Source organism: Rhodococcus sp. NPDC078407 (assembly GCF_044542515.1).
Taxonomy (GTDB): domain Bacteria; phylum Actinomycetota; class Actinomycetes; order Mycobacteriales; family Mycobacteriaceae; genus Rhodococcoides.
Genome location: NZ_JBITUQ010000011.1, coordinates 41,890 through 66,868, shown reverse-complemented (window position 1 = coordinate 66,868; position 24,979 = coordinate 41,890). Strand labels below are relative to the sequence as shown.

The 24,979-nt window shown below is 64.9% G+C and carries 24 protein-coding genes; 13 read left to right on the top strand and 11 right to left on the bottom strand.

The genetic code is table 11. The features are described 5' to 3' along the window. Both ACIGGF_RS13465 and ACIGGF_RS13460 read right to left on the bottom strand, forming a co-directional pair. Complete coding sequence (locus tag ACIGGF_RS13465; RefSeq protein ID WP_397521810.1) at positions 1 to 312, bottom strand: YbaB/EbfC family nucleoid-associated protein; 312 nt, start codon at positions 310 to 312, stop codon at positions 1 to 3. A 205-nt stretch (positions 313 to 517) separates the two neighbouring features. After that, positions 518 to 949 carry a hypothetical protein gene (locus tag ACIGGF_RS13460; protein ID WP_397521809.1) on the bottom strand — a complete coding sequence of 144 codons (432 nt, stop codon included), beginning with the start codon at positions 947 to 949 and terminating at the stop codon, positions 518 to 520. Between the two features lie 63 nt (positions 950 to 1,012). Between ACIGGF_RS13460 and ACIGGF_RS13455 the strand changes: the two genes are divergently transcribed. Beyond that, positions 1,013 to 1,663 carry a hypothetical protein gene (locus tag ACIGGF_RS13455; RefSeq protein WP_397521808.1) on the top strand — a complete coding sequence of 217 codons (651 nt, stop codon included), beginning with the start codon at positions 1,013 to 1,015 and terminating at the stop codon, positions 1,661 to 1,663. Here the strand turns inward: ACIGGF_RS13455 and ACIGGF_RS13450 are convergent. After that, a complete protein-coding gene (locus ACIGGF_RS13450) occupies positions 1,660 to 2,094 on the bottom strand; it encodes an SRPBCC family protein (RefSeq protein ID WP_397521807.1) in 435 nt (144 codons plus the stop codon). The genes ACIGGF_RS13455 and ACIGGF_RS13450 overlap by 4 nt on opposite strands. Before the next feature lie 255 nt (positions 2,095 to 2,349). Between ACIGGF_RS13450 and ACIGGF_RS13445 the strand changes: the two genes are divergently transcribed. Together ACIGGF_RS13445 and ACIGGF_RS13440 are read left to right on the top strand one after the other, a co-directional pair. Beyond that, positions 2,350 to 3,795, top strand: a complete 1,446-nt coding sequence (locus ACIGGF_RS13445; RefSeq protein ID WP_397521806.1) for an FAD-binding oxidoreductase — start codon at positions 2,350 to 2,352, stop codon at positions 3,793 to 3,795. Further along, entirely contained in the window at positions 3,792 to 5,108 is a 1,317-nt protein-coding gene (locus ACIGGF_RS13440) for a class I SAM-dependent methyltransferase (protein WP_397521805.1), read from the top strand. Before ACIGGF_RS13445 ends, ACIGGF_RS13440 begins: the two co-directional genes overlap by 4 nt. Before the next feature lie 85 nt (positions 5,109 to 5,193). Here ACIGGF_RS13440 and ACIGGF_RS13435 read toward each other — a convergent pair whose 3' ends face one another. Both ACIGGF_RS13435 and ACIGGF_RS13430 read right to left on the bottom strand, forming a co-directional pair. Further along, positions 5,194 to 5,976: an alpha/beta fold hydrolase gene (locus ACIGGF_RS13435; protein ID WP_397521804.1), complete on the bottom strand. Its 783-nt coding sequence runs from the start codon at positions 5,974 to 5,976 to the stop codon at positions 5,194 to 5,196. 29 nt (positions 5,977 to 6,005) lie between these two features. Beyond that, positions 6,006 to 6,938 carry an oxygenase MpaB family protein gene (locus tag ACIGGF_RS13430; RefSeq protein ID WP_397521803.1) on the bottom strand — a complete coding sequence of 311 codons (933 nt, stop codon included), beginning with the start codon at positions 6,936 to 6,938 and terminating at the stop codon, positions 6,006 to 6,008. Between the two features lie 23 nt (positions 6,939 to 6,961). Between ACIGGF_RS13430 and ACIGGF_RS13425 the strand changes: the two genes are divergently transcribed. The 3 genes from ACIGGF_RS13425 to ACIGGF_RS13415 are packed head-to-tail and all read left to right on the top strand — an operon-like array spanning position 6,962 to position 10,237. Further along, on the top strand, positions 6,962 to 7,531 hold the full coding sequence (locus ACIGGF_RS13425; RefSeq protein WP_397521802.1) for a TetR/AcrR family transcriptional regulator: 570 nt from the start codon (positions 6,962 to 6,964) through the stop codon (positions 7,529 to 7,531). Positions 7,532 to 7,560: 29 nt separating this feature from the next. Then, complete coding sequence (locus tag ACIGGF_RS13420) at positions 7,561 to 7,821, top strand: acyl-CoA-binding protein (RefSeq protein ID WP_222095017.1); 261 nt, start codon at positions 7,561 to 7,563, stop codon at positions 7,819 to 7,821. A gap of 49 nt (positions 7,822 to 7,870) precedes the next feature. Next, positions 7,871 to 10,237 carry an FdhF/YdeP family oxidoreductase gene (locus ACIGGF_RS13415; RefSeq protein WP_397521801.1) on the top strand — a complete coding sequence of 789 codons (2,367 nt, stop codon included), beginning with the start codon at positions 7,871 to 7,873 and terminating at the stop codon, positions 10,235 to 10,237. A 26-nt stretch (positions 10,238 to 10,263) separates the two neighbouring features. Here the strand turns inward: ACIGGF_RS13415 and ACIGGF_RS13410 are convergent, their stop codons facing one another. After that, positions 10,264 to 10,890 (bottom strand): GntR family transcriptional regulator, encoded by a 627-nt coding sequence (locus ACIGGF_RS13410; RefSeq protein WP_397521800.1) that lies wholly within the window; start codon positions 10,888 to 10,890, stop codon positions 10,264 to 10,266. A gap of 117 nt (positions 10,891 to 11,007) precedes the next feature. Here ACIGGF_RS13410 and ACIGGF_RS13405 point away from each other — a divergent pair, with 117 nt between their 5' ends. Next, entirely contained in the window at positions 11,008 to 12,513 is a 1,506-nt protein-coding gene (locus ACIGGF_RS13405) for an aldehyde dehydrogenase family protein (RefSeq protein ID WP_397521799.1), read from the top strand. A 2-nt stretch (positions 12,514 to 12,515) separates the two neighbouring features. Beyond that, positions 12,516 to 13,418, top strand: a complete 903-nt coding sequence (locus ACIGGF_RS13400) for an oxygenase MpaB family protein (protein WP_397521798.1) — start codon at positions 12,516 to 12,518, stop codon at positions 13,416 to 13,418. A gap of 16 nt (positions 13,419 to 13,434) precedes the next feature. Here ACIGGF_RS13400 and ACIGGF_RS13395 read toward each other — a convergent pair whose 3' ends face one another. Continuing rightward, positions 13,435 to 14,487: an alpha/beta hydrolase gene (locus ACIGGF_RS13395; RefSeq protein WP_397521797.1), complete on the bottom strand. Its 1,053-nt coding sequence runs from the start codon at positions 14,485 to 14,487 to the stop codon at positions 13,435 to 13,437. A 276-nt stretch (positions 14,488 to 14,763) separates the two neighbouring features. Between ACIGGF_RS13395 and mihF the strand changes: the two genes are divergently transcribed. From mihF to ACIGGF_RS13375, 4 genes are read left to right on the top strand one after another with little or no spacing between them, the layout of a single operon-like run. Further along, the gene (gene mihF / locus ACIGGF_RS13390; RefSeq protein WP_008712632.1) at positions 14,764 to 15,078 is read left to right on the top strand and encodes an integration host factor, actinobacterial type; all 315 of its coding nucleotides are present in this window, start codon (positions 14,764 to 14,766) and stop codon (positions 15,076 to 15,078) included. A gap of 41 nt (positions 15,079 to 15,119) precedes the next feature. Beyond that, complete coding sequence (locus ACIGGF_RS13385; RefSeq protein ID WP_397521796.1) at positions 15,120 to 15,602, top strand: cation:proton antiporter regulatory subunit; 483 nt, start codon at positions 15,120 to 15,122, stop codon at positions 15,600 to 15,602. 19 nt (positions 15,603 to 15,621) lie between these two features. Further along, positions 15,622 to 16,794 carry a cation:proton antiporter gene (locus ACIGGF_RS13380; RefSeq protein ID WP_397521795.1) on the top strand — a complete coding sequence of 391 codons (1,173 nt, stop codon included), beginning with the start codon at positions 15,622 to 15,624 and terminating at the stop codon, positions 16,792 to 16,794. A 13-nt stretch (positions 16,795 to 16,807) separates the two neighbouring features. Next, on the top strand, positions 16,808 to 17,464 hold the full coding sequence (locus tag ACIGGF_RS13375) for a GntR family transcriptional regulator (protein ID WP_397521794.1): 657 nt from the start codon (positions 16,808 to 16,810) through the stop codon (positions 17,462 to 17,464). Between the two features lie 66 nt (positions 17,465 to 17,530). Here ACIGGF_RS13375 and ACIGGF_RS13370 read toward each other — a convergent pair whose 3' ends face one another. Continuing rightward, on the bottom strand, positions 17,531 to 19,681 hold the full coding sequence (locus tag ACIGGF_RS13370) for a 3-hydroxyacyl-CoA dehydrogenase NAD-binding domain-containing protein (protein WP_397521793.1): 2,151 nt from the start codon (positions 19,679 to 19,681) through the stop codon (positions 17,531 to 17,533). Between the two features lie 9 nt (positions 19,682 to 19,690). Continuing rightward, positions 19,691 to 20,902, bottom strand: coding sequence for an acetyl-CoA C-acetyltransferase (locus ACIGGF_RS13365; RefSeq protein ID WP_397521792.1), 1,212 nt, complete (start codon positions 20,900 to 20,902; stop codon positions 19,691 to 19,693). Between the two features lie 234 nt (positions 20,903 to 21,136). Here ACIGGF_RS13365 and ACIGGF_RS13360 point away from each other — a divergent pair, with 234 nt between their 5' ends. Beyond that, positions 21,137 to 21,373 (top strand): hypothetical protein, encoded by a 237-nt coding sequence (locus ACIGGF_RS13360; RefSeq protein WP_397521791.1) that lies wholly within the window; start codon positions 21,137 to 21,139, stop codon positions 21,371 to 21,373. Between the two features lie 30 nt (positions 21,374 to 21,403). Here ACIGGF_RS13360 and ACIGGF_RS13355 read toward each other — a convergent pair whose 3' ends face one another. Both ACIGGF_RS13355 and ACIGGF_RS13350 read right to left on the bottom strand, forming a co-directional pair. Further along, a complete protein-coding gene (locus ACIGGF_RS13355; protein WP_397521790.1) occupies positions 21,404 to 22,477 on the bottom strand; it encodes an MFS transporter in 1,074 nt (357 codons plus the stop codon). A gap of 112 nt (positions 22,478 to 22,589) precedes the next feature. Then, on the bottom strand, positions 22,590 to 24,950 hold the full coding sequence (locus tag ACIGGF_RS13350) for a DNA polymerase III subunit gamma and tau (protein WP_397521789.1): 2,361 nt from the start codon (positions 24,948 to 24,950) through the stop codon (positions 22,590 to 22,592). Between the last annotated feature and the right edge of the window lie 29 nt (positions 24,951 to 24,979).

Sequence of the window (24,979 nt, the reverse complement as noted above, 5' to 3'; positions counted from 1 at the left end):
CTAGAACCCGGGCAGGCCGGGCATGCCACCGAGACCACCAGCGAGGGGGCCCATCTTCTCGCTCGCGACGGCATGCGCTGCCTTCGACGCATCGGCGATGGCACCGATCACCAGGTCCTGCAGGGTTTCGACATCGTCAGGGTCGACCACCTTGGGGTCGATGGTCAGTCCGACCACCTCACCGGTCCCCTTGACGGTGGCGACGACGAGTCCGCCGCCCGCCTGGCCGGTCACTTCGGTTTCCGCGATCTCTGCCTGCGCGGCCATCAGCTGCTGCTGCATCTGCTGAGCCTGCTGCAGGATCGATGCCATGTCGGGCTGCTCACCGGGTTGCACTGTGCCGTCCTCTCGCGTGGGTTCGAAGCGAACTCCAGCGTAGTCGCACCTCCGATCGCTGCGATCCACTGTGCGTCGGATCGACACTACTGAGCTGAGTGTCCACAAGCTCGCGGCAGACACGGGATCGCGCCTACGGTGACGAATAGTGGACACGCAGCGCAGTCGAGCCGAACGTTAGTCAGCGTTGCTCCGCGCCATGGTCGTACCCGGCGGGGAGTAGTTCACCGGCGAGAACGCTGACGAGGCCGTCGGGGGTATCGATGATGACGCGCATCGAGGGATAGAGGTCGGCGAAAATCTGACGGTCCTTGCCGCACGGGCTCCTCACCCCGCGCCCTTGGTTACCGACCGCCACGATGAGCGTCGGCTCGGTAGCACCGGCTGCCCGCGCTGCCGCCAGCGCGACGGTCTCTGCGCACGGGCCACCGGTGAAGTGATACAGATTCACCCCGGTGAAAGTGCGGCCGTCCGACACTCGCACCGCAGCACCCATCGTGTGGACGCCGTCCTCACCAGGAGCTGCATCCGTCGTCGAATCGATTGTATGCCTGGCCAGTTCGACCAGCGACCGATCCTCGTCGGTAACAGTCAGCGCAGATGTGAAGAACACGACGCGATTCTCGAGGCCCGCGTATGAACATTCGTCAGTACTGACCCCACGTATTCTTGCGGAATGGATCAGCCGGCGAGCCACTCTCCGCGCAAGCGCCGGGTGACGCCCGAGACCATGGCCGAGGCGGGCATCGCACTCACTCTTCCGAAGGTGTCGGTGAAGTCGGTGGCGCAGAGCCTGGGTGTGTCGATCGTCGCGATCTACAACAACATCGACGATCTGCCCGCGCTCAAAGCCCTGGTGGCCGAAGAAATTTTGCGCCGGTGGTCGCCCCCGCTGCCCGCGGACGACGAATCGATGCACGACGCTCTGATGGCCCTGGCGTCGGCGATGCGCGAGCTGGTGCACTCCAATCCCGGCATCGCCGAGTACCTGGTCGGTCTCAATCCCAGTTCCATCGACGCCCTGCGGATGGCCGACGCGATACAAACGCGGTACCGAGTGCGCTACGACCTCACCGCCAAGCAGGCGACGTGGGCCGTCATCACCGTCGTCGAGCACGCGATCGCACTGGCAGAGGTCGTCTACAACGATGTCCGACACGACCGAACATACGACGACGCGATCGCGGCGCGCACCGACCTCGAGACACTTCCGGGGGCCTACGACACGGTCGATCGTGGACCCCACGCGATGTTCCTCTGGTCGATGCGCACCGTGGTGGTCGGCACTCTGACGCTGATCGAAGCCCCCGACTTCGAGCAGGCTTAGATCAACTCGCGGCGCAGGTTCTCGAGCGTCGCAGCCTGGATCTTCTTCAGGCCCAGCGGTGCGAAGGTCTTCTCGAAGAATCCACCGATTCCGCCCGCACCCTTCCATTCCGTCGTCGTGGTGACGGAAGCGCCGCCGCCGTCCGGCGCAACCGACCAGGTGGTGACCATGGAGGAGTTGGCGTCTCGTTCGGTGATCGTCGATCCGGCGACGGTGACTGTCGCGGCGACGTTGCGAACTCTTTTTTCGGTGGCCTGCAGGGTCCATTTCGCCACTGTTCCGTCTCCCTGACCGCCCTGGACCACCTCGTAGTCGCGATACTGCTCGGGCAGGATGCGCGGGCGCACCGTCTCGTAGTCGGCGAGAGCGGCTAGTACCCGATCCGGCGTGGTGGCGATGGTGACGGAACTGGATGCACTGACCTGAGCCACGGACGAACTCCTTCGATAGCGAACGGGATGTGCGTCCATCCTGCCTCGCCTCACGGCCGGATTCGGCACCGCGTCGAGCGACATATGGCATGCATCACAAAAATATTCATGGGACACAAAACACATGCATGTTGCAACCATTTTGCCCGAATTGTTCTGGTTTCTCACCCTCATTCGGCAACAGTTGCGTGAAGTTTCACCGGTCCGACGTCCGTGCCGGTGGATACCGAGCATGACGAGATATAGCGTCGATACGTGGCTTCAGTGAATGCTCTTCTCGGACGACGGCCAGAACCGAGAGAGAGCGGATACTCAGCGCACCGGTCGGGTGTCGAGCAGTTGCTTCGCAGCTATCGAGAGATCCCTACCGACGCTACGGTGCGCCTGGCGAAGAAGACGTCCAACCTGTTTCGGGCCAGGACGACATCGAACACCCCCGGCCTCGACGTGTCGGGCCTGAACAAGGTCATCACTGTCGACGCCGCGGCCCGCACTGCAGATGTCGCCGGCATGTGCACGTACGAGGACCTCGTCGACGCCACGCTTCCCTACGGCCTCGCCCCCCTCGTCGTCCCGCAACTCAAGACGATCACCCTGGGCGGAGCCGTTACCGGACTCGGCATCGAGTCGACGTCGTTTCGCAGTGGTCTGCCGCACGAGTCGGTTCTCGAGATCGACGTCCTCACCGGCAGCGGCGAGATCGTCACCGCAACACCCGAGGGCGAACATGCCGATCTGTACTGGGGCTTCCCGAATTCCTACGGAACCCTCGGCTACTCGACCCGGCTGAAAATTCAGCTCGAGGCCGTCCTACCTTATGTCGCGTTGCGCCACTTGCGATTTCACGACCTCCAGACCCTCCAGACCACGATGTACGACATCGTCACCCGACGCGAGTACGACGGCATCGAGGTCCACTACCTCGACGGCGTGGTCTTCAGTACCGACGAAAGTTACCTGACGCTGGGAGTCCAGACCGACGAACCCGGACCGGTCAGCGACTACACCGGGGCAGACATCTTCTACCGTTCGATCCAGCACGACGGGGACACGCCGAAAACCGATCGACTGACCATTCACGACTATCTGTGGCGCTGGGACACCGACTGGTTCTGGTGCTCGCGCGCATTCGGAACTCAGAACCCGAAGATCCGACGCTTCTGGCCGCGTAAGTATCGGCGCAGCAGCTTCTACTGGCAATTGATCGGGCTGGATCGTAAGTACGACATCGGCGATCGGCTGGAGAAGCGCAAGGGCAATCCGCCGCGCGAACGCGTGGTGCAGGATGTCGAGGTTCCGATCGAACACACCACCGGCTTCGTGTCGTGGTTCCTCGACAACGTTCCCATCGAGCCGTTGTGGTTGTGCCCGTTGCGTCTTCGTGAGCCGGCAACTCCCGGAGCCGACCCGACGCGCCCGTGGCCGCTGTATCCACTCGAACCCCGACGTACCTACGTCAACATCGGTTTCTGGTCGTCCGTCCCGATTATCGACGGCGAACCCGAGGGTGCCGCGAACCGTGCCATCGAAAAGAAGGTCACCGACTTCGCCGGGCACAAATCGCTGTACTCGGACGCTTACTACACCGAAGATGAATTTGCCGTGCTGTACGGCGGCGAAAGCTACATCCAACTGAAAAAGAAATACGATCCCGAATCCCGATTGTTGGATTTGTACTCGAAGGCGGTGCAACGCAGATGACGACGTTCAAGGACTCAGGCAATCGCACGGTGAGCGGTGCCCAGAAGCTCAAGATCTCCGAGATCCTGGAACTGATCTCCGACGGCAACATTCCACTGCGTTTCACCGCATACGACGGCAGTACCGCCGGACCCGAGGACGCGAAGATCGGCCTCAACCTCAAGAGCCCACGCGGAACCACCTATCTCGCAACCGCTCCCGGCGATCTGGGCATGGCGCGGGCCTACGTATCGGGCGATCTGGAGGCCACCGGAGTCCATCCCGGTGATCCGTACGAGCTGCTCGCTCTGATGGGTGACGAGCTGCATTTCCGTCGCCCGTCTGCGATGACGCTGACCTCGATCGCGCGTTCACTCGGCTGGGACGTGTTGCGGCCCATCGCTCCCCCGCCGCAGGAGGCGATTCCGCGGTGGCGTCGAATCGCAGAAGGTCTGCGCCACTCCAAGACTCGCGACGCCGAAGCGATCCACCACCATTACGATGTCTCCAACGCCTTCTACGAGAAGGTGCTCGGCCCCTCGATGACGTACACGTGTGCGGCGTTCGAAAGCGCGGATCAGTCTCTGGAAGCCGCCCAGGAGAACAAGTATCGATTGGTGTTCGACAAGCTCGGCCTGAAGCCGGGCGACCGCCTGCTCGACATCGGCTGCGGCTGGGGCTCGATGGTGCGCTACGCCGCCCGACGCGGCGTTCAGGTGATCGGCGTGACGCTCTCCCAGGAACAGGCGTCGTGGGCGCAGAAGGCGATCGTTGACGAAGGTCTCTCCGATCTCGCCGAGGTTCGCTTCTCGGACTACCGCGACGTGCCCGAGACCAACTTCGACGCGATCTCGTCGATCGGGCTGACCGAGCACATCGGTGTGCAGAATTACCCGTCGTACTTCTCGTTCATCCAGTCCAAGCTGCGTGACGGTGGCCGACTGCTCAACCACTCGATCACCCGGCCCGACAACCGCGCCCATTCCAAGGCCGGCAGCTTCATCGACCGCTACGTCTTCCCCGACGGCGAACTCACCGGATCCGGACGCATCATCACCGAAATCCAGGACGTCGGCCTCGAGGTCCGCCACGAGGAGAACCTGCGCGAGCACTACGCGCTGACCCTCGCCGGATGGTGCCGAAACCTCGTCGACAACTGGGACGCATGTGTCGCCGAGGCGGGCGAAGGAACGGCCCGGGTGTGGGGTTTGTACATGGCCGGGTCCCGCTTGGGCTTCGAGCGCAATGTCGTTCAGCTGCACCAGGTTCTGGCCGTCAAGCTCGGGCCGAAGGGACAGGCGAACTTACCGCTGCGCCCTTGGTGGAACGGCTGACCCATGTGAGTGGAACCTCGTAGCAGGCTACGAGCACGGAGTGGAGCCCGCGGAACGACCGAAGGCTTCGCGTGCACATGGAGCGTCAGCGACCCGTCGCCCGGAGAATGACTCGAGCAGTCTCGACGGGCTGATCCCAATGCGGGAAGTGTCCGCATTTGTCGAACCAGTGAAGGGTGGCGTCGGGGAATCGCTCCAGCGCCACCTTCGCCTGGCTGGGCGTCGTCACCTTGTCCTGACGGCCCCAGCCGATGAGCAGGGAGCCGTTCAACGTTCCTTTGGCTGCGCCCATCTGCTTGGGCCCGTTGATCAACGCCTTGCGCGCGGCGTCCAGGGATGGCGAGGTCTTGGCCGAGAAGCCCTTCAGCTCCCGCTCCACCAATCCGCTCGGCAACTTCCACGGGGCAGCCGAGAACTGCGCCAGCGCGGCAGTCCTGGTGACCGGATTGCCGGCCAAGAACGGCACCAGGGGCTGCACGTTCTTCATCAGCGCCAACGAAGCCGTGATGGTTGCTCCGAAGATCTTGACCTGACGGTCGTTCCAGAATCCGCCTGGATCGAGGGCCACCATCGACCCGCGATGACCGCGGCGGGCCAGTTCGACGACCATGCGCGCACCCATCGAGCTACCGACGAGGTCTGCGTCGGCCAGTCCCTCGTTGTCGAGGAACTCCCTCAACGCGTCGGTCAACGACGCGATGGAAACCTCTGCCAAAGGCGGAGTCTGCCCGAACCCGGGCAGGTCGAGGGCGATGACCTCGCGATGCTTGGCGAGAGCGGGGACGATCGGGTCCCAGTTTCGATGCGAGGACCCGAGCCCATGAACGAGGACGATCGGGGTTCCGGTTCCGGTTCTGACGTTGTGCATACCCCGTGTGGTACCCCGACAGCGTCGATTTACACCTTCGGGCTGTAGTGCGACGGGTTGGATCGCCGCGTGACGGGTGGCAGGTTACGAGCCGGCGTGTGCACCAGCGGTGCGGTTGCCGACACTCGGCCGGCAACACGATCCCAGCCGGCCCGGGCGCGCGGATGCCGTCGACGACGCGGAGGCAGCAGCCCGAACACCAGGTCGACGACCTTCCCGAACAGGGCGAACCGGCGCTCGTCGCGTGCAGACCAGCGGTAGCCGAGTAGTTCACGGACCGGCTCGTCGTAGAGCCCGACGGTGATCCATACGAACAGCCTCGCCACCGGACGCCGCAGCACCGCCCACACGCGCGAAGGCACCCAGGCCGCGTACGGCGGCGGCCCCAGCTTCGACAGGTCGAGTACCCCGCGCGCAGCCATGTTGTCCTCCAACACGTTTCGGCACATGTTGTCCCAGTACTTCTGGAATTCAGGCCAGCTCGCGGGAACCGGACGCATACTCATGCCGTAGAGCCGGTACCACTGCACGTGCTCGTCGAACAGTTGCACTTTCTGTGACTCGGTAAGCCCGCCCATGAAGTGGTTTGCAGTGAGCACGGTGCCCATGAAGAAGGTGGCGTGCGCCCAATAGAACGTGTCGGGATCGAGGGCGTGATACTTGCGGCCTCGGGAGTCGATTCCCTTGATGTTCGCGTGGTACCCGCGGACCTGCAGCGCGGTCTCCTCTGCTCGGTCGCCGTCGAACACGACCCCACCGATGGGATACAGCGATCGGTACAAACGCTGCCACCGCTCGTCGAAGAACGTCGAGTGCTGCTCCACCCCGGCTCCGAGCCCCGGGTGCATGTTCTGCATCGACCCTGCCCAGACGCCCTGCAGCATGCCGCGCCAATCGCCGAAATACCTCCAGGTGAGCGATTCGGGACCGAGCGGGACGGGGCGGTCGTCCTGACTACGCATGTTGTCAGACTAAGTTCGACAACATGCGTAGTCAACAGTTGGAGGAGCGCAGAACCAAGCGGTACGACGCATTGCTCGCCGCGGGCGTCGAGCTTCTCGGCTCTCCGGACGGCCCGGCCGTCAACGTTCGGGCCGTGTGTCGAACCGCGGGGCTCACCGAGCGCTACTTCTACGAGGGCTTCACCGACCGGGACACGTTCGTCCGGGCGGTGTATGCCTGGGTCGGGTCGCGCGCGCGGACGGCCCTGGAGAACGCCATGTCCAGTGCGTCACCCGAGGACGCCATCGCCGCGCCGGTGCGGGCATTCGTCGAACTCATCATCGACGAACCGAGAACCGGACGGGTGCTACTCATCGCCCCGCTGGCGGAACCGGCGCTGAGCCGACGCGGCCTGGATTTGCTTCCGGGCTTCGTCGAGTTGGTGCATTCACAACTTCCCGACACCGCGGACCGGCAGCTGGTCGCCGTCGGAACCGTCGGCGCATTGACCGCCCTGTTCATCGGCTACCTCGACGGCACCGTCACCGCGTCCCGCGAGGCGCTCGTAACGCACTGCATCCGGCTGATTTCCGAGGCCTCCGTGCGAGGATGACTCCACCTCTAACCGAAGGAGCTCTTTTCATGTCCGATCTCGATCAGTCGTTCGCCGACGCGCAGGTAGACGTCAAGAAGCTCACGTCCAAGCCGAGCAACGACGATCTGCTCAGCCTCTACTCGCTCTACAAGCAGGGTTCGATCGGCGACGTCACGGGTAAGCGGCCCGGGCGGCTGGACATGGTGAACCGTGCAAAGTTCGATGCCTGGGCGAAGCTCGAAGGTACGAGCCAGGATTCGGCGAAGCAGCAGTACGTGGATCTGGTGACCAAGCTCCTCGCCGGCTGAGCCGAAGGCTATGGTCGAGTGCGGGGGTTAACGCAACGAAGGGACCCGCATGAGACGCACGGACAGCGACGTCGACGAGGCCGATCTCGACATCGAGAAGCCGAAGACCCATGCGGCGGGCGCTACTGCCGTCGCGGTGTCGATGAAGCGCGCCCTGGGACATATGGGTCCGGTGCGCACCGCGCAGACGCTGCTCAAGCTCAACCAGGCAGAAGGTTTCGACTGCATGAGTTGCGCGTGGCCGGATCCCGATCCCGGTCATCGTCATGCAGCGGAGTTCTGCGAGAACGGCGCCAAGGCCGTCGCCGAAGAGGCCACGACGACGCGGGCAACTCCGGAGTTCTTCGCGCAGCACAGCATTGCCGAGCTGGACTCCCACACCGAGCACTGGCTCGGACAGCAGGGCCGCATCACGCATCCGATGATCAAGCTGCCCGGCGGCAGCCACTACGAGCCCATCGAATGGGACGACGCGTTCCGGCTGATCGGTGACGAGCTGAAGAGCCTGGCCAGCCCGGACGAGGCCATCTTCTACACCTCGGGCCGCGCGTCCAACGAGTCCGCGTTCACGTACCAGTTGTTCGCGCGCTCGTTCGGCACCAACAACATGCCCGACTGCTCGAACATGTGCCACGAGTCGACGTCGATCGCGCTGCAAGAATCCATCGGCATCGGCAAGGCGAGCGTCACGCTCGACGACGTCCACAACGCCGAATTGATCATCCTGGCCGGTCAGAACCCCGGCACCAATCATCCCCGTATGCTCTCGGCCCTCGAGATGGCGAAGCAGAACGGCGCAAAGATCCTGTCCATCAACCCTCTTCGCGAAGCGGGTCTGCTGAACTTCAAGAACCCGCAGACCCCGCGCGGCATGGTGGGACCGGGAACGGACCTGTCGGATCTGCACCTCTCGATCAAGATCAACGGCGATCTCGCACTCTTCCAGGCCCTCGGCTCACTGCTGGTGAAGTGGGACGCACTCGATCACGAGTTCCTCGACAACTACACGGTCGGCTTCGACGCGTGGAAGGCGCACGTCGCCGAGGTCGACTGGGATCTCGTCACCGAAGTCACCGGGCTGTCGGTCGCGCAGATCACTGAGGCCGCCGAGATGCTGCGCGACTCCAAGGCCACCGTCTTCTGCTGGGCGATGGGATTGACGCAGCACCGCAACGCCGTTGCCACCATCAAGGAAGTCACCAATCTCGCGTTCGCTCAAGGCAACATCGGCAAGGCCGGAGCCGGGCTTCTGCCGGTGCGCGGCCACTCCAACGTGCAGGGCGACCGAACGATGGGCATCTGGGAGCGCCCGCCGGTGGCCTTCCTCGACGCGATGGCCGCGGAGTTCGACTTCGAGCCGCCGCGTGAGCACGGCTTGGACACCGTCGATTCCATCCGGGCAATGCGCGATGGCAAGGCGCACTTCTTCCTCGGACTCGGCGGCAACTTCGTTCAGGCGACGCCGGACAGTGACGTCACGTTCGAGGCACTGCGCAAGATGCGGATGACGGTGCAGATCTCCACCAAGATCAACCGTTCGCACCTGGTGTGCGGCGAGACCGCCTTGATTCTGCCCACGTTGGGGCGCACCGAGAAGGACGTGCAAGCCAGTGGCGAGCAGTGGATCTCGGTCGAGGATTCGACCTGCTCGGTGCACTCGTCCCGCGGTCCCCTCAAGCCTGCGAGCCCGTACCTGCGCTCAGAGGTCGCGATCGTCAGCGGTATTGCCGAGGCCACGCTCGGTGACCGATACGGCCTCGATTGGAAGGGTTACCGCGACGATTACCGCAACATTCGCCAGCACATCTCTCGTGTCGTCGCCGGCTGCGAGGGCTACGAGGTCAATGTTCGACGCCCCGGCGGTTTCATCCTTCCGCACCCTCCCCGCGACAGCCGTACGTTCGAGACCAAGAGTGGCCTAGGTGAATTCGCGGTCTCGCCGATCGACGTCCTACAGGTTCCGCCGGGACATCTGATTCTGCAGACGCTGCGCAGCCACGATCAGTTCAACACCACCATCTACGGCCTCAGCGATCGGTACCGCGGCATCGAGAACGGCCGTCGCGTCATCTTCCTGCACCGAGAAGACATCTCCTCGCTCGGGTTCCGCGACGGAGACATGGTCGACCTGATCACCAAATGGGACGACGACGATGTGGAGCGATGCGCGTCGTCGTTCCGGATCGTCGAGTACGACACCCCGCGTGGATCGGCTGCCGCGTACTACCCGGAGACCAACCCGCTCATCCCGTTGGACTCGACTGCGCTGCACAGCAACACCCCCACCTCGAAGTCGGTGATCATCTCGATGGTTCCGGCCGGCTCGGGCACACAGTGTGCGTCCGACGGTCATCAGGACAGCGAGGGATCGGACGAAGGACACAAGGCGCACCCGCAGCCGCATCACCTGAGCTGACCGGCCTTTTCGGAAGTGGGCCCGTTCTATCGAATGTCCCACTTCCGGAACTGGCGGCGCATCACGTCGGCAGCGGCGTCGACGTCGCGCCGGCGGAAGGCCTCGATCAGTTGTTCGTGGCTGCGTACCGCGTCCTCACCCCACGCCGTGTCGGTCGCGTACAACCGCGGCGTGTACTTCACCGCACCGAGAAGGAACCACGCCAGTTTCATTCCGCCGGCGATCTTGTTGACGCACTTGTGGAACTCGAACTCGTGGCGCTCCACCGATTCGGTGTCGGAGCGGGCGACGGCGTCGCGCAAACCGTCGTTGAGTGTGCTCAAGTGGTCCAGGTGCTCGCCGGTGACGACGGTCGCTGCACGGCCGGCGAGTGTGCCCGCGATGGTGCCTTGCAGCCAGAAGATGTCGTCGACGTCCTGCGCCGTCAACTCGTTCACGCGGTAGCCGCGATGCGGCACCTGCTCCACCAGTCCTTCGCCGCGCAGTGCGACGAGCGCTTCGCGGACCGGAGTTGCGCTGACCCCGAGTTCTGCCGCCGCTTCCTCGATCCGCACGAAGGAGCCGGGCGGTAGGGCTCCGGTCACGATCCGTTGGCGAATGCTCCCGGCCACGTCCTCGGACAGTTGCGGCCGACGCGGAATGGCAATACTCATCGAGAATCCTGCTCCTGCACGGCCGGGCGGCGGGGTTGTAGCAACCGAAGGTGACGCATAGTGTGGCCTGGACAACATTGAATCACATCAAATATATGTGATGCGATCCGCTGGAGGATGGAACCCGTGACGGACCAGATCGAACGAACGAACGACGCCACCTTCGAGAGCCTCGACCCGCGAACGGGAACCACCCTCGCCACTTATCCGGTCGCGGATGCCGCTGAAGTGGCCGCGTCCGTCGCGCGCGCCCGGTCGGCCGCGCGCTGGTGGGACCTGCAGGGCTTCGTCGGACGGAAGCGTTGGTTGCTCGAATTCAAGTCCGCCATCGCCCGGGACGCCGCGAGCCTGGCGACCGTCATCGCCGCCGAAACCGGTAAGCCCGACGAGGACTCGCTGCTCGAGGTCATGTTGGGCGTCGAACATCTCGACTGGGCCGCGCGCAATGCCGAGAAGACTCTTCGGCAGCGCAAGGTCGGATCAGGTCTGCTCGCCGTCAACCAGAAGGCCTACGTGGGCTACCGCCCGTTCGGCGTCGTCGGGGTCATCGGGCCGTGGAACTATCCGCTGTACACCCCGATGGGATCGATCGCGTACGCGCTCGCCGCAGGCAACACCGTGGTGTTCAAGCCCAGCGAGCTCACCCCGGGCGTCGGGGTCTGGCTGGCCGAGAAGTGGGCCTCGATGGCCGCTCCGCATCCGGTCTTCCAGACGGTCACCGGCGACGGGTCCACGGGCACGGCCCTGGTGGAATCCGGCGTCGACAAGATCGCGTTCACCGGCTCCACCGCGACGGCCAAGAAGGTGATGGCCACGTGCGCGAAGTCGCTTACGCCGCTGGTCGCCGAGTGCGGCGGTAAGGACGCGATGCTCGTCGACTCCGACGCGAACATCGCTGCGGCAGTGGAATTCGCGACGTTCGGCGCAATGGGCAATGCCGGTCAGACCTGCGCGGGTGTCGAACGCATTTACGTCGCAGCTCCCGTGTACGACCGATTCGTCACCGACTTCACCGCCGCGGTGAAGGCCCTGAAACCCGGTGGAACGAAGTCCTCGTCCTACGGTCCGATGACCCTGGGCAAGCAGAGCGAGATCGTGCGGGGCCAGATCGAGGACGCGCTGGCCAGGGGTGGCAAAGCCGTTGTCGGAGGACTCGATTCGCTGCACGGGCCCTACATCGACCCGGTGGTCCTGACCGAGGTGCCCGAGGATTCCACGGCCATCACCGAGGAAACGTTCGGTCCGACGGTCGTCGTCAACAAGGTCCGAGATCTGGACGAGGCCATCGAGCGAGCCAATGCCTCCAAGTACGGACTGGGAGCGTCGGTGTTCACCCAGGACGATGCGGTGGGTAGGCGCGCCGCGGAGAAGCTCGACTGCGGAATCGTCACGGTCAACTCGGTACTCGGCTTCGCCGGTGTTCCGGCGTTGCCGTTCGGCGGCACCGGCGATTCGGGGTTCGGCCGGATCCACGGGGCCGACGGTCTGCGCGAATTCAGCACCGTGAAGTCGATGACGGTGCAGAGCTTCGCCGCTCCGGTGAACCTGCTGACGATGAAGCGCAAGGCGCGAAACATGAAGCTCTCCGTTCTCGCACTGAAGCTTCGGCACGGACGCGGCTGACCATGAACGTCACACCGAAGAAGGGGCGCTTCGGCTGGCTGGCCCGCATCGAGGAAATGGACCCGGTGCGGGACTGTCAGACGATTCACCGGATCACCGCCGGCTACGAGTTTCCGTGGGACTACCAACGTGCCCTCGAGTTCGCGCTGTTTCGTACGTACTGCGTGCCGACGATCTCCGAGTTGCTCGCCGCGACCGGAGAATTCGAGAAGCGCCCGCAGAAGCGCTACGACGACACCGCGTTGCTGATGGCCGAGATGGTCGAGCACGGGTACGAGTCCGAGCGGGGCCGTGAATCGCTTCGGATGGTCAACCGGATGCATGCGCAGTACGACATCTCGAACGACGACATGCTGTACGTGCTGACGACGTTCATCTACGAGCCCATCGAGTGGATCGACACCTACGGGTGGCGTCGCCTGCACCCCAAGGAACGACTCGCGACGTTCCACTTCTACTGCGAAGTGGGAAAGCGGATGGGCATCAAACACATTCCGGAGTCGTACACCGAGCTCGCGCAGTTCAAGCTCGACTACGAGGAGCGCACCTTCCGCTTCAGCGAGGACAACCGACGGATCGGCACCTACACCCTCGATCTGTACTGCTCGTGGTTTCCTGCTGTGCTGACCCCTGCCGTGAAGCAGGGAGTCTTCGCACTGCTCGACGACCGAATGGCCCACGCCTTCGGCTTTCCCGCAGGATCGCCGACGATCGAGCGGACCGCCGTGCGGGCGTTGCGCGCCAAGGCCAGCGTGGAGCGGTTCCTTCCGAAGCGAACCCGATCGCGCACCACCGCCGACCCGTCGAACAAGACCTATCCCGGCTATCCGGACGGCTACGAGCCGAGCGACCTGGGCACCCTCGCTGCACCGCGCGTTCGCGGTTGTCCGGTGGCGACGACGTAGCTGCGCACTCGATAGATCAGAGGCCGTCGACCCAGCGGCCGAACGCATCGCGGAACTCCGACGAGAGCGGCAGCGGTGCAACTGCGATGTTCGGATCCGCGGGCAGCGGGCCGAGCTCGCCCAACGAGTGTGAGCTGTCGGCGAAGTGCGCGAAGTCGAGATCGGTGTGCTCCAAAGCCTCTCGCACGTTGTCGACTTGACCGCAGGAGACGTTGAGGTCCTTGTCGGAACACGTCAGGAACGACGAATACGAGTCCGGGAGTGCCGCAGCCAGAGTCGCCGGGTCGGTGGCATCCGCTTCGCGCAGGAAAGTGGCGTTCTGCCGCAGACCCAGACCGTCGACGATCGGGTCCGACTCGGCGGACACCGGCCGTCCCGCACGAATGTCGGCGACGGCCTGCGCGAAGCGATCCCGTGACGATGCGGCCCGCTCCTCGGTGAACTGGCCGGTCGCCACCGCCTGATCGATGTTGCGATCGACCTGGGCGGTCAGTAGGTCCAGGTATCGGATCGACAGAGGCGCGAGCAGACCGACCCGGGTGAAGGACGTACTGTCGGCGTCGGCCAGGCGCAATGCCGTCAGCGCACCCTCGCTGTGCCCGATCACGGTAGTGCGATCCGCTCCGACACCCGTGCGCTGCTGCAGGAACGCCAGTGCATCCGCAGCATTGCGAACCTGTGCATCGAAGCCGGGAGGGTTGTTCGGATCGACCCCGGCCAGTCCGGTGCGGCCGCTGCCGAGCTTGTCGAATCGCAGACTCGCGATACCTCGTCTGGACAGCTCGTCGGCAACATACGCAGTCGTGTTCAGGTGGAGACCACCCGAGTTCCCGTTGCGATCGGTGGGCCCGCTGCCCGGCAGCACCAAAGCGACGCCGCGAGTGTCGCCCACTGGCGTGCGAAGGCTGCCGTAGAAGGTGACGCCACCGGACTCGAAGCTAACTTCGGAGTCGAGCGCGTCGTCGGGTGACCACGGAACGTTGATCGGAGCGGCGGGCGCGGTCCCCGCGCCGACGACAAGGAGCAACGACGCAGCCAGTCCGGCGAGCAGTCCTCTGGTACGCAACATGCCCACAGGATAACAATCCGACCGCCCCGATAAGGCGTTCGACGACCCCGATCAGCAGCCTCCGACGGTCGCGGTGAACAGGCCCGGTAGGGCCGAAGTGCTGGTCGGGGCACACCCCGATTCGGCCAGGACGTAGCCTGGCTGGGAAGGTTCGGTGGTTCGACCGTGAATGACATCCGTGTTGTTCGGTTAGATTGGAAGAGCCACCAGGCACGATGCAAGAGGGTCGAGACCTGTCAACGAGCGACGGGTCACCACAATCGAGGAGAACAGGCCATGGCTTTACCAGTATTGACACCGGAACAGCGCACCGCGGCGCTGGCCAAGGCGGCCGAGGCACGCACTGCGCGGTCGAAGCTGCTCGCATCCGTCAAGTCCGGCGAGCTCAGCGTCGCTGACGTTCTCGCCAAGGCGGAGAACGACGAGATCGTCAAGAAGACCAAGGTGTCCGCCCTGATCAAGGCCCTGCCGGGTGTTGGATCGGTGCGCGCCGCACAGCTGCTCGAGCAGCTGTCCATCGCCGATACCCGCCGTATCGGTGGACTCGGTGCCAACCAGCGCGAAGCCCTCCTGGCTGCCGTCGCATCCTGATCCTGCGATAGCGCGTTACCTGCAGGGCTAGCATTTCGACCATGAACGTCGAAGTGACCCTGCTACCCGGAATCGGGGTGCGGAAGGATTTCGCCCTCTCTTCCGGGAGACGCATAGGCGTCATCACCCGCAAGGACGGCGCGAACGAGCTGATCGTCTCGCGCAAGGACGACCCCGATGCCACGCAGGCATCGATCACGCTGAGCAATGAGGAAGCGGCGGCTCTGGGCACTCTGCTCGGGTCGCCGCAACTCATCGCTCAGCTCGGGGAAGAGCATCGCGAACTCCCCGGAATCAACACTCGCCAACTTCCCATTCACCCGAATTCACGGTTCGTCAGCCGCACGCTCGGCGACACCACCATGCGCACCAGAACCGGAGTATCCGTCGTCGCTGTCATGCGCGCCGGCCAGGTACAACCGTCACCCACCCCCGACTTCACACTTGCCGCAGGCGACCTGTTGGTCGCAGTCGGTACTGCAGAGGGACTGGATGCCGCAGCCAAATTGCTCGGCAATGCCTGAGATCAGTCGGGTCTGAGCCGTGGCCGAGAGCGCGCTCGCCCTCACCGAGCTGGGTGCCGTGTTCTTCGCCCTCGGACTCCTCGCCCGGCTCGCCGGCCGCATCGGCGTCTCCCCCATCCCGTTCTACCTACTCGGTGGGCTGGCCTTCGGCAACGGCGGCATCGTGACCCTCGGCGGCATCGACGAATTCAGTGAGATCGCCAGCGAAATCGGCGTCATCCTGCTGCTGCTCCTGCTCGGACTCGAATACACCGCCGCCGAACTCGTCACCGGACTACGCCGATCCTGGATGGCCGGCGTGGTCGACATCGTGCTGAACTCCGCGCCGGGTGCCGTCGTCGCGCTGCTCCTGGGCTGGGGTGGGGTCGGAGCGCTGGTGCTGGGCGGAGTCACCTACATCTCCTCGTCGGGCATCATCGCCAAAGTCCTCACCGATCTAGGCCGTCTCGGAAACCGCGAAACGCCCGTCGTGCTGTCGATTCTCGTGTTCGAGGACCTCGCGATGGCCATCTACCTGCCGATCCTCACCGCCGTGCTGAGCGGAGTGAGCTTCCTCGGCGGGCTCGAAGCCCTCGGCATCTCACTGTTCGTCATCACCTTTGTCTTGGTCGTCGCGCTGAAATACGGCCGATTCGTCTCGGCGATCGTCGACAGCCCCGACCGTGAAGTCGTCCTGCTCAAAGTCCTCGGATCGGCGCTGCTGGTGGCCGGCATCGCGTCGGAGCTGCAGGTCTCGGCCGCCGTCGGTGCCTTCTTGCTCGGGATCGCGATCTCCGGGTCGACCGCCGACAACGCCACCCGCATTCTCGAACCGCTCCGCGACTTGTTCGCGGCGATGTTCTTTGTGGTGTTCGGTCTGGCCACCGACCCCGCGACCATCCCACCGGTACTGGGCTGGGCGGTGGTACTCGCGGTCACGACGACAGCCACCAAGATCGCGACCGGCTGGTGGGCGGCAGGGCGTCAGGGAATCGGGAGACCGGGACGGCTGCGCGCCGGTGCAGCGCTGGTCGCTCGCGGCGAGTTCTCGATCGTCATCGCCGGACTCGCCGTGGCGGCAGGCGCGGTGGAGGGCGAACTCGCAGCCCTGGCGACGGCGTACGTGCTGCTGATGGCCATTCTGGGGCCGATTGCCGCCCGCGTCGTCGAACCCGTCGCGAAGGTCGTGCTTCGCACCAAGCCCTCGATGTGATTGGCTTTTCGACATGGCAGACAAGCGGACGGCTCTGAGGCGACGGCCGCAGTTGTCCGAGGAAGTCGCCAGCCACGTCCGGCACCGCATCATGTCCGGAGAGGCGAGTCCCGGAGACTTCATTCGGCTCGACGAGACCGCAGCCCAGCTCGGCGTCAGTGTCACCCCGGTGCGTGAGGCGCTACTGACCTTGCGCGGCGAGGGCATCGTGGAGCTCGTTCCGCACCGCGGTTACGTGGTGTCGCCCCTGACGCCGACCGACATCGTCGACATCTTCTGGCTGCAGGGCACGATCGCCGTCGAACTGGTGCGCCGCGCGGCCCCGAAGATCACCCGAGCAGAGCTCGACCGGCTCGCCGAGCTGACCGCGGCGCTGTCCACAGCCGTCGAGGACGGCAGACCCGAGGAAGTCGAAAACTGTGAATTCGAGTTCCACCGAGTCCTCAATCGCCTCGCCGATTCCGCCAAACTGGCGTGGTTCCTCAACAACGCCACTCGCTACACACCCACTCGGCTCTACGCCGCCGACCGCGACTGGGGTCGAGCAGCTGTGCGTAACCACGAGAAACTCATCGAGGCTCTGTTTCGAAACGACATCGACGCCGCCTGCGAATTGATGAAACAACAATTCACAGACGGCGCCGAGAGGTTGATCGCGCATCGCGGTTGAGTGCGCTCCGCGCAGTGGTGCGGTTATGTGCCACAGGCGGCACTTAACCACACCACTGCCTTGGCACTAGCGCAGCGAGGCCGGAACCTGGAAACGCTCGCCGTACTTCTTCGCCAATTCGTCTGCACGAGTGACGAATCCGGCCTGACCTCCCGGGTAGCCGACGACGTACTGGTGCACGCCACCCGTCCACGCCGGGAAACCGATGCCGAAGATCGAGCCGATGTTGGCGTCGGCGGTGGTGTTCAGGACACCCTCGTCGAAGCACTTCTGCGTCTCGATGGCCTCGATGAACAGCATGCGCTCCTTGAGGTCCTCGAACGGGATGTCCGCCGAGCCCGACTTGAAGGCATCACGCAGTCCGGGCCACAGGCCGGCGCGCTTGCCGTCCTCGTACTCGTAGAAGCCCGCACCCTTGGCCTTCGACGGACGCTCGAACTCGTCGACCATCTTGTCGATGACCTCGCCGGCCGGATCCTCGGGCGGAGTTCCACCGGCAGCCTTGATGGCGTCGTAGGTCTCCTTGCGGATCTTCTGCATCAGGTTGAGCGTGAGCTCGTCCGAAAGCTGCAGCGGCGCAGCCGGGTAACCGGCCTGCAGACCGGCCTGCTCGATGGTCGACGGCTCCACGCCCTCGCCCAGCATCGCGATGGCCTCGTTGATGAAGGTGCCGATCACGCGCGAGGTGAAGAAGCCGCGGCTGTCGTTGACGACGATCGGGGTCTTCTTGATGAGCTGCACCAGATCGAATGCCTTGGCCAAAGCCGCATCCGACGTCTTCTCGCCGCGGATGATCTCCACCAGCGGCATCTTGTCGACGGGCGAGAAGAAGTGGATTCCGATGAAATCTTCTTGACGCTTGATGCCCTGAGCGAGGCTCGTGATGGGCAGCGTCGAGGTGTTGGAACCGAGCAGCGCCGTCGGATCGACGAGATCCTCGATCTCCTGGAACACCTTCTGCTTGAGCTCTTCCGACTCGAAGACGGCCTCGATGACGAGGTCGGCACCTTCGCCGTCCTTGGCATCGGCCGTCGGGTGGATACGTGCGAGCAGAGCGTCGGACTTCTCCTGGGTGGTCTTGCCACGCGAGAGCGCCTTGGCCTCGATGGCCTCGGAGTACGCCTTGCCCTTCTGCGCCGACTCGATGGCGACGTCCTTGAGCACCACGTCGATACCGGCCTTGGCACACACGTACGCGATACCCGCGCCCATCATGCCTGCGCCGAGAACCGCGACCTTGGTGAAGGTGGTCTTCTCGATGCCGTCGGGGCGAGACTTGCCGGCGTTGATCGCCTGCAGGTCGAAGAAGAACGCCTGAATCATGTTCTTGGACACCAGTCCGGTGACCAGCTCGGTGAAGTACCGCGACTCGATGGTGGATGCATTGTCGAAGTCGACCTGCGCACCCTCTACTGCCGCAGCGAGAATCGCGCGCGGAGCCGGCATCGGTGCGCCCTTGATCTGCTTGCGCAGGTTGGACGGGAAGGCAGGCAGGATCTGCGCGAGCTTCGGGTTCGACGGCGTTCCGCCGGGGATCTTGTAGCCCTTGACGTCCCACGGTGCGACGCCGCCCTCGGGGTTGGCCTTGATCCACGCCTTGGCGGTGGGCACCAATTCGTCGATGCTGCCGACCAATTCGTGAACCAGGCCGATCTCGAGAGCCTTCTCCGGACGGAACCGGGTGCCCTGCGCCAGAACGGTCATGAAGCCGTTCTGGATGCCGAGCAGTCGGGTGATGCGGGTGACGCCGCCGCCGCCGGGGAGCAGGCCGAGGGAGACCTCGGGCAGTCCGAGCTGGACGCCGGACACGTTCGCAGCAATGCGGTGATGTGTCGCGAGTGCGATTTCGAGTCCGCCGCCGAGAGCCGCGCCGTTGATGGCGGCAACAACAGGCTTGCCGAGCTTCTCGAGCCGGCGCAGCTGCGCCTTGATGCCCTGAACCTCGTCGAACACCTGCTGAGCGTCCTCGGGCTGCGCCTTGATGAGGTTGTTGAGGTCACCGCCGGCGAAGAAGGTCTTCTTCGCCGAGGTGATCACGACACCGGTGATGGAATCGACCTCGGCCTCGAGGCGGTCGACCGTCGCGCCCATCGAGTCCTTGTACAGCTCGTTCATCGTGTTGGCGCCCTGGTTGGGATCGTCCATCGTCAGCACGACGATGCCGTCGGCGTCCTGGTCCCACTTGATCATGTTTCCGGCGGTTTCAGTGTTTGTCATGTCTCAGCCTCAGACTCGCTCGATGATGGTGGCAACACCCATGCCGCCGCCGATGCACAGGGTGATCAACGCGTATCGGCCGCCGCGGCGCTCGAGCTCGTCGAGCACAGTTCCGGTGATCATGGCTCCGGTGGCACCGAGCGGATGGCCCATGGCGATGGCACCGCCGTTGACGTTGAGCTTCTCGTTCGGGATCTTGAGATCCTTCTGGAAACGCAGCACGACGGAAGCGAATGCCTCGTTGAGCTCGAACAGATCGATGTCGTCGACGGTCAGGCCCGCGGTGGCGAGAACCTTCTTCGACGCCGGCGTCGGTCCGGTGAGCATGATGGTCGTGTCGGCACCGCTGGTGGCCGTCGCGACGATGCGGGCACGCGGGACCATGTTGAGGTCCTTACCTGCCTGCTCGCTGCCGACGAGGACGAGGGCTGCGCCGTCGACGATGCCGGAGCTGTTGCCGCCGGTGTGGACGTGATCGATCTTCTCGATCCAGTGGTACTTCTGCAGTGCGACGTCGTCGAATCCGCCCATGGCCGCGATACCGGTGAATGCCGGGTTCAGCTTGCCGAGCGACTCGACGGTGCTGCCCGGACGCATGTGCTCGTCCTGATCGAGGATCAGCAGACCGTTCTGGTCGGTGACCGGAACGACGGACTTGGCGAAGTAGCCACCGGACCACGCCGCTGCGGCGCGCTCCTGGGACTGGACGGCATACGCGTCGACGTCTTCGCGGGTGAAGCCTTCGATGGTGGCGATCAGGTCGGCACCGATGCCCTGCGGGGCGAAGTAGGTGTCGTAGTTGGTGGCCGGGTCCATGGCCCATGCGCCGCCGTCACTGCCCATCGGCACGCGAGACATCGACTCGACGCCACCGGCGACGACCAGTTCGTCCCAGCCCGAGCGCACCTTCTGCGCGGCCAGGTTGACTGCCTCGAGGCCCGACGCGCAGAAGCGGTTGAGCTGAAATCCGCCGACGGTGTCGGGCATCTTGGCCGCGAGGACCGCCGTACGAGCGAGGTCTGCACCCTGATCGCCGACAGGCGAGACCACACCGAGAATGAGATCGGAGATTCGGTTCTCGTCCATATTGGGGAAACGTCGACGAAGCTCGTCGATCAGGCCCGTCACCAGGGAAATCGGCTTCACCGAGTGCAATGAGCCGTTCTTGCCCTTGCCTCGGGGAGTCCTGATGGCCTCGTAAATGAATGCCTCTGTAGTCACAGCGCGCAGTTCCTTCCACATACTCGATCTTGTCGCGATCACCGTCCCGGCCGACCGCGTCGGTGCGAGGCCATGACAGACCTCAGCTCATGCCACAGTAAGGCGACCGGAAGATCCGGCGTAAGGACCGAAACGAGCGTCGTAGATGACCCGACAGCTCCGATTCGGTTTGAACGGCGCATACCTGGGAAACTCGGTCAGATCAGATCTACCGAGCGCGAAAGAAGATCGACCATGGAAACTGACAACGAATTGACCGTGGGCTCGCGCGTCAAAGTGCACATTCAGAACCCCGGTACCGATGGCAAAGCCGGTCAGGACGCCTACGAAACAGGATCGATCGTCGAGGATTTCGGCGTTCAGGCATCGGACACCACCTCACGTGAGTGGGCAGTTGCGCGGCGTTGGGGCGTGGCTTTGGACAGTGGACGCCTGGTGTTCGCAGACAACGAAGATCTCACGGTCGGCTGACGGCCCCTTCTCGCCCGATCCTTTCGACCGCTACGGCGTCGCGGTGTTCGGGCGAACCCAGCTGTGCATGTACAGACCCACCGCACCGAGCACAGACAAGACGGCACTGCACAGAAGCAGCGGTCCCAGACCGAGACCGGGTATGACGGCACCTGCCACAGCCGGTGTGGCCACCGAACTCACAGCTCCCACGACGAGGCAGGCAGTGAATGCCGCTCCCGCGCGGTCCGGCACCACCTCGGCGGTCCATACCGCGAGCACCGCGGACCCGGTCATGTAGCCGACGCCGAAAATCGCCGCCGAGACGGCAACCGCCGTCGGCGAACTGGGAGCCAGCCCCAGAATCATCAGCGCAGCACCTACCGCTGCGAGACAGGCCGCAGCGACGCGCGTGCTGCCGATACGCCTGACCATCGCTCCCGTGGAAAGCGCCAGAACACCCGTACACCCGATGACCGCATAGAGCGCCGGGACAGCGGCAGCCGGCAAGGTTCCGCTGCCGAGTACGTCCGCGGCGTAGGTGAAGTACACGATCACGACCGCGAAATACACGACCGAATATGCCCCGGGAATCCGCAGCGCACGGAACAGGCTGGACGTGCCGCGATCACCGTTCTTCCGCGGTCGTGGGTGCGGCCGGGGAACCAGGCGAAGGTTGACGACGCCCGCGACCACGGCGGCGATGGCGACACCGGCCCACACCACACGCCACGAACCCAGCAGTGCGACGGTGGCCAGTGCCCCCAGCACTACGAGCCCGCCCCCTGTGCCTGTCGTGATCGTGGCAAGCGCACGAGGTTGCTGCCGGGCTGCCACCGTTCGCGTCACGATGTCCGAGTAGGGAGCCCACACCCAACCGCCCGCGCTGCCGGCCGCGATCGCTCCCGCGGCGAGCAACCAGGGCGAGTGCGCGAATGTGACGAGCACCGCACCCACCGCGCCGAACACCCCGCCCACCGTCGTCGGTGCCCGAGGACCTCGGCGGTCTGCCAACGGCCCAGCCAGCAGGAGAGCGGCCAAGAAGCCCGCGAAGGTGGCGCTACCGATCAGACCGAGAACCAACTCCGAGAGTCCCAGATCGTTCCGAACAGACGGAAGGGTCAACCCGTACGCATACCGGCCATACCGAAGGCGACGCCGACAACTGCTGCTCCGGCCACACCGATACGAGTGCCTTCGGACAGTGTCACTCGAGCCCTCCTCCGCGTCCGTTCTCTCAGGTCTCCTTGAGCGGTACCGCACCCAGTTCACTGACGAGCAGTTCCATCGCCACTGTTTCGGGGTCGCGGCGAACCGTGGGATCCGCAGGCTCGGCTGCGGCCTTGAGCAGTTCTTCCTCGTCCTCCGGCGTCTCGGGTGGCGGCGGCCCTACCGGCTCGGGTTCGTCCGGGTAGTCCGGCGCTTCGGGCATCGGAATGTCGGCATCTCCGGTCGATCCATCGCCCGCTGATCCGAAGCCGTCCGACGTGGGACGAGAAGCCCCTGCCTGGCTCGGCCTCGAGAACTTCGGCAGCGACGCGGGTTTCGCTGCCGGTTCATCTTTTTTTGCTGATGACTGTTCCGGTGGTGCCGCAGCACCGACCAGACAGACGACCGACCACTCCACCCCGAACACATCACGCAGGGCATCGCGAATGACGTCGGCGTTCCGCGGCTCCTCGAGCCGCTTGGCCAGCGGGGCCGAATCGTGGCCGAGGGTGATGGTGCCGTTCTCGACGGTGCGCACCGAAGCGCCGGACAGCATCACCTCGACCGTCCTGCTTCGGTCTCGTACCTTCGTGCGCACCTCGGACCACACCGCCCGCACTGCGGCCGCGTCGGGCTCGTTCGACGCTGCAGCCGGAGCCGCCGCGGGTTCAGGTTCCGGCTCGAACATCGGTTCCGGTTCGGGGCCGTAGTCGTCCTCCGGCTCCGGGGGAAAGTCCTCGTGGGGCACGGAGGTCGGTTTTGTATCCTGCTGCGCTGCAACGGAATCGGACGATGCGGCGGGCACTGGCTCCGACACCTGATCGGCCGCTGCTGCAGGTTGGTGTTCCACAACGGGCTCGGCAGCCGGGTCCGGCGTTGCGACAGGCTCGGGGGTTGGGGCAGGTTCGGGCGTCGGGTCAGGCTCGGGCGTTGCGACAGGCTCGGGCCTTGGGGCGGACTCGGGCCTTGGGGCGGGCTCGGGCGTTGGGGCGGGCTCGGGCGTCACCACAGGTTCGGGGGTCGCGACGGGCGCAGGTGCGGGAGCCGGCGGTGCTGGCGCGGGAGCCGCTTCTGCGGCGGGAGGCCGTTGAGACGGTCTCTGGAACTTGTTCGCCGGGGCGGCTGCGGCCGACCCTGCATTCGATGGTGCCGGTTGCTCGGCAGGTTGCAATTGCGGTCGCGTCGGATCTGCGGTTGCCTGTGTGACGGCCGCCTGCTCCCCCGCCGGAAGGGTGACGTCGAGTCGACGCTCCACCCGCTCGAGTCGTTGCAGCACAGCCGATTCCGCATCGGACGCGGACGGGAGCAGCATGCGGGCACACATCACTTCGAGCAGCAGACGCGGTGCCGTCGCTCCACGCATCTCGCCCAGGCCCGAGTGCACGATCTCGGCATAGCGGGTGAGCGTCGCCGAGCCGAGTAGGTCCGCCTCGTCGCGTAGTCGTTCGAGGACGTCGCCGGGCACGTCGACCAGACCGCGCTCTCCGGCGTCGGGCACGGCCTTCATCAGGATCAGATCTCGCAGCCGATCGAGCAGGTCGACGGCGAAGCGGCGGGGGTCGTGGCCGGCGTCCATCACCTTGTCGACGGTGCCGAACAGTGCGCCGCCGTCGCCCGCTGCCAATGCGTCGACGGCCTCGTCGATGAGTGCGACGTCGGTGACGCCGAGCAGCGACAACGCCCGCGGGTAGGTGACGCCCTCGGGCCCGGCTCCGGCCAGCAGCTGATCCATGACGCTGAGCGAGTCACGGGGCGAGCCACCGCCGGCGCGGATGACCAGTGGATACACAGCATCGTCGACGGCGACCTGCTCCTGGCCGCAGATCTTCTCGAGCAACCCGCGCATCGTCGAGGGCGCGAGCAGCCGGAAGGGGTAGTGGTGGGTACGCGAGCGGATGGTGGGCAGGACCTTCTCGGGCTCGGTGGTCGCGAAGATGAACACCAGATGCTCCGGCGGTTCCTCGACGACCTTGAGCAGTGCGTTGAAGCCTGCCGGGGTCACCATGTGTGCCTCGTCGATGATGAAGATGACGTAGCGCGACTCGGCCGGGGCGTACACGGCTTTGTCTCGCAGGTCTCGGGCATCGTCGACGCCGCCGTGGCTGGCCGCGTCCATCTCCACGACGTCGAAGTTTCCGGGCCCGCCGGGTGCGAGCGCAACGCAGGAGTTGCACACGCCGCACGGCGTCGACGTCGGCCCTTCGGCGCAGTTCAGCGATCGGGCGAGGATGCGCGCCGAGGATGTCTTTCCGCAGCCACGCGGGCCGGAGAAGAGGTAGGCGTGGTTGATTCTGTTGGAATCGAGCGCCACGCTGATCGGTTCGGTGACGTGCTCCTGACCGACGACTTCGGCGAAGGTCGCAGGACGGTACTTCCGGTAGAGGGCCACGCCCGAAAGGGTACCGGCGACCACGGACA

Excerpts from the sequence above, each read along its gene's own strand:
- ACIGGF_RS13420 (WP_222095017.1), top strand. The coding sequence starts at position 7,561 with ATGTCCGATCTCGATCAGTCGTTCGCCGACGCGCAGGTAGACGTCAAG.
- ACIGGF_RS13410 (WP_397521800.1), bottom strand. The coding sequence starts at position 10,890 with ATGAGTATTGCCATTCCGCGTCGGCCGCAACTGTCCGAGGACGTGGCC.
- ACIGGF_RS13360 (WP_397521791.1), top strand. The coding sequence starts at position 21,137 with ATGGAAACTGACAACGAATTGACCGTGGGCTCGCGCGTCAAAGTGCAC.
- ACIGGF_RS13425 (WP_397521802.1), top strand. The coding sequence starts at position 6,962 with ATGCGTAGTCAACAGTTGGAGGAGCGCAGAACCAAGCGGTACGACGCA.
- ACIGGF_RS13430 (WP_397521803.1), bottom strand. The coding sequence starts at position 6,938 with ATGCGTAGTCAGGACGACCGCCCCGTCCCGCTCGGTCCCGAATCGCTC.
- ACIGGF_RS13455 (WP_397521808.1), top strand. The coding sequence starts at position 1,013 with ATGGATCAGCCGGCGAGCCACTCTCCGCGCAAGCGCCGGGTGACGCCC.
- ACIGGF_RS13415 (WP_397521801.1), top strand. The coding sequence starts at position 7,871 with ATGAGACGCACGGACAGCGACGTCGACGAGGCCGATCTCGACATCGAG.
- ACIGGF_RS13405 (WP_397521799.1), top strand. The coding sequence starts at position 11,008 with ATGGAACCCGTGACGGACCAGATCGAACGAACGAACGACGCCACCTTC.
- ACIGGF_RS13375 (WP_397521794.1), top strand. The coding sequence starts at position 16,808 with ATGGCAGACAAGCGGACGGCTCTGAGGCGACGGCCGCAGTTGTCCGAG.
- ACIGGF_RS13465 (WP_397521810.1), bottom strand. The coding sequence starts at position 312 with ATGGCATCGATCCTGCAGCAGGCTCAGCAGATGCAGCAGCAGCTGATG.
- mihF (WP_008712632.1), top strand. The coding sequence starts at position 14,764 with ATGGCTTTACCAGTATTGACACCGGAACAGCGCACCGCGGCGCTGGCC.
- ACIGGF_RS13435 (WP_397521804.1), bottom strand. The coding sequence starts at position 5,976 with ATGCACAACGTCAGAACCGGAACCGGAACCCCGATCGTCCTCGTTCAT.
- ACIGGF_RS13370 (WP_397521793.1), bottom strand. The coding sequence starts at position 19,681 with ATGACAAACACTGAAACCGCCGGAAACATGATCAAGTGGGACCAGGAC.
- ACIGGF_RS13400 (WP_397521798.1), top strand. The coding sequence starts at position 12,516 with ATGAACGTCACACCGAAGAAGGGGCGCTTCGGCTGGCTGGCCCGCATC.
- ACIGGF_RS13385 (WP_397521796.1), top strand. The coding sequence starts at position 15,120 with ATGAACGTCGAAGTGACCCTGCTACCCGGAATCGGGGTGCGGAAGGAT.
- ACIGGF_RS13395 (WP_397521797.1), bottom strand. The coding sequence starts at position 14,487 with ATGTTGCGTACCAGAGGACTGCTCGCCGGACTGGCTGCGTCGTTGCTC.
- ACIGGF_RS13440 (WP_397521805.1), top strand. The coding sequence starts at position 3,792 with ATGACGACGTTCAAGGACTCAGGCAATCGCACGGTGAGCGGTGCCCAG.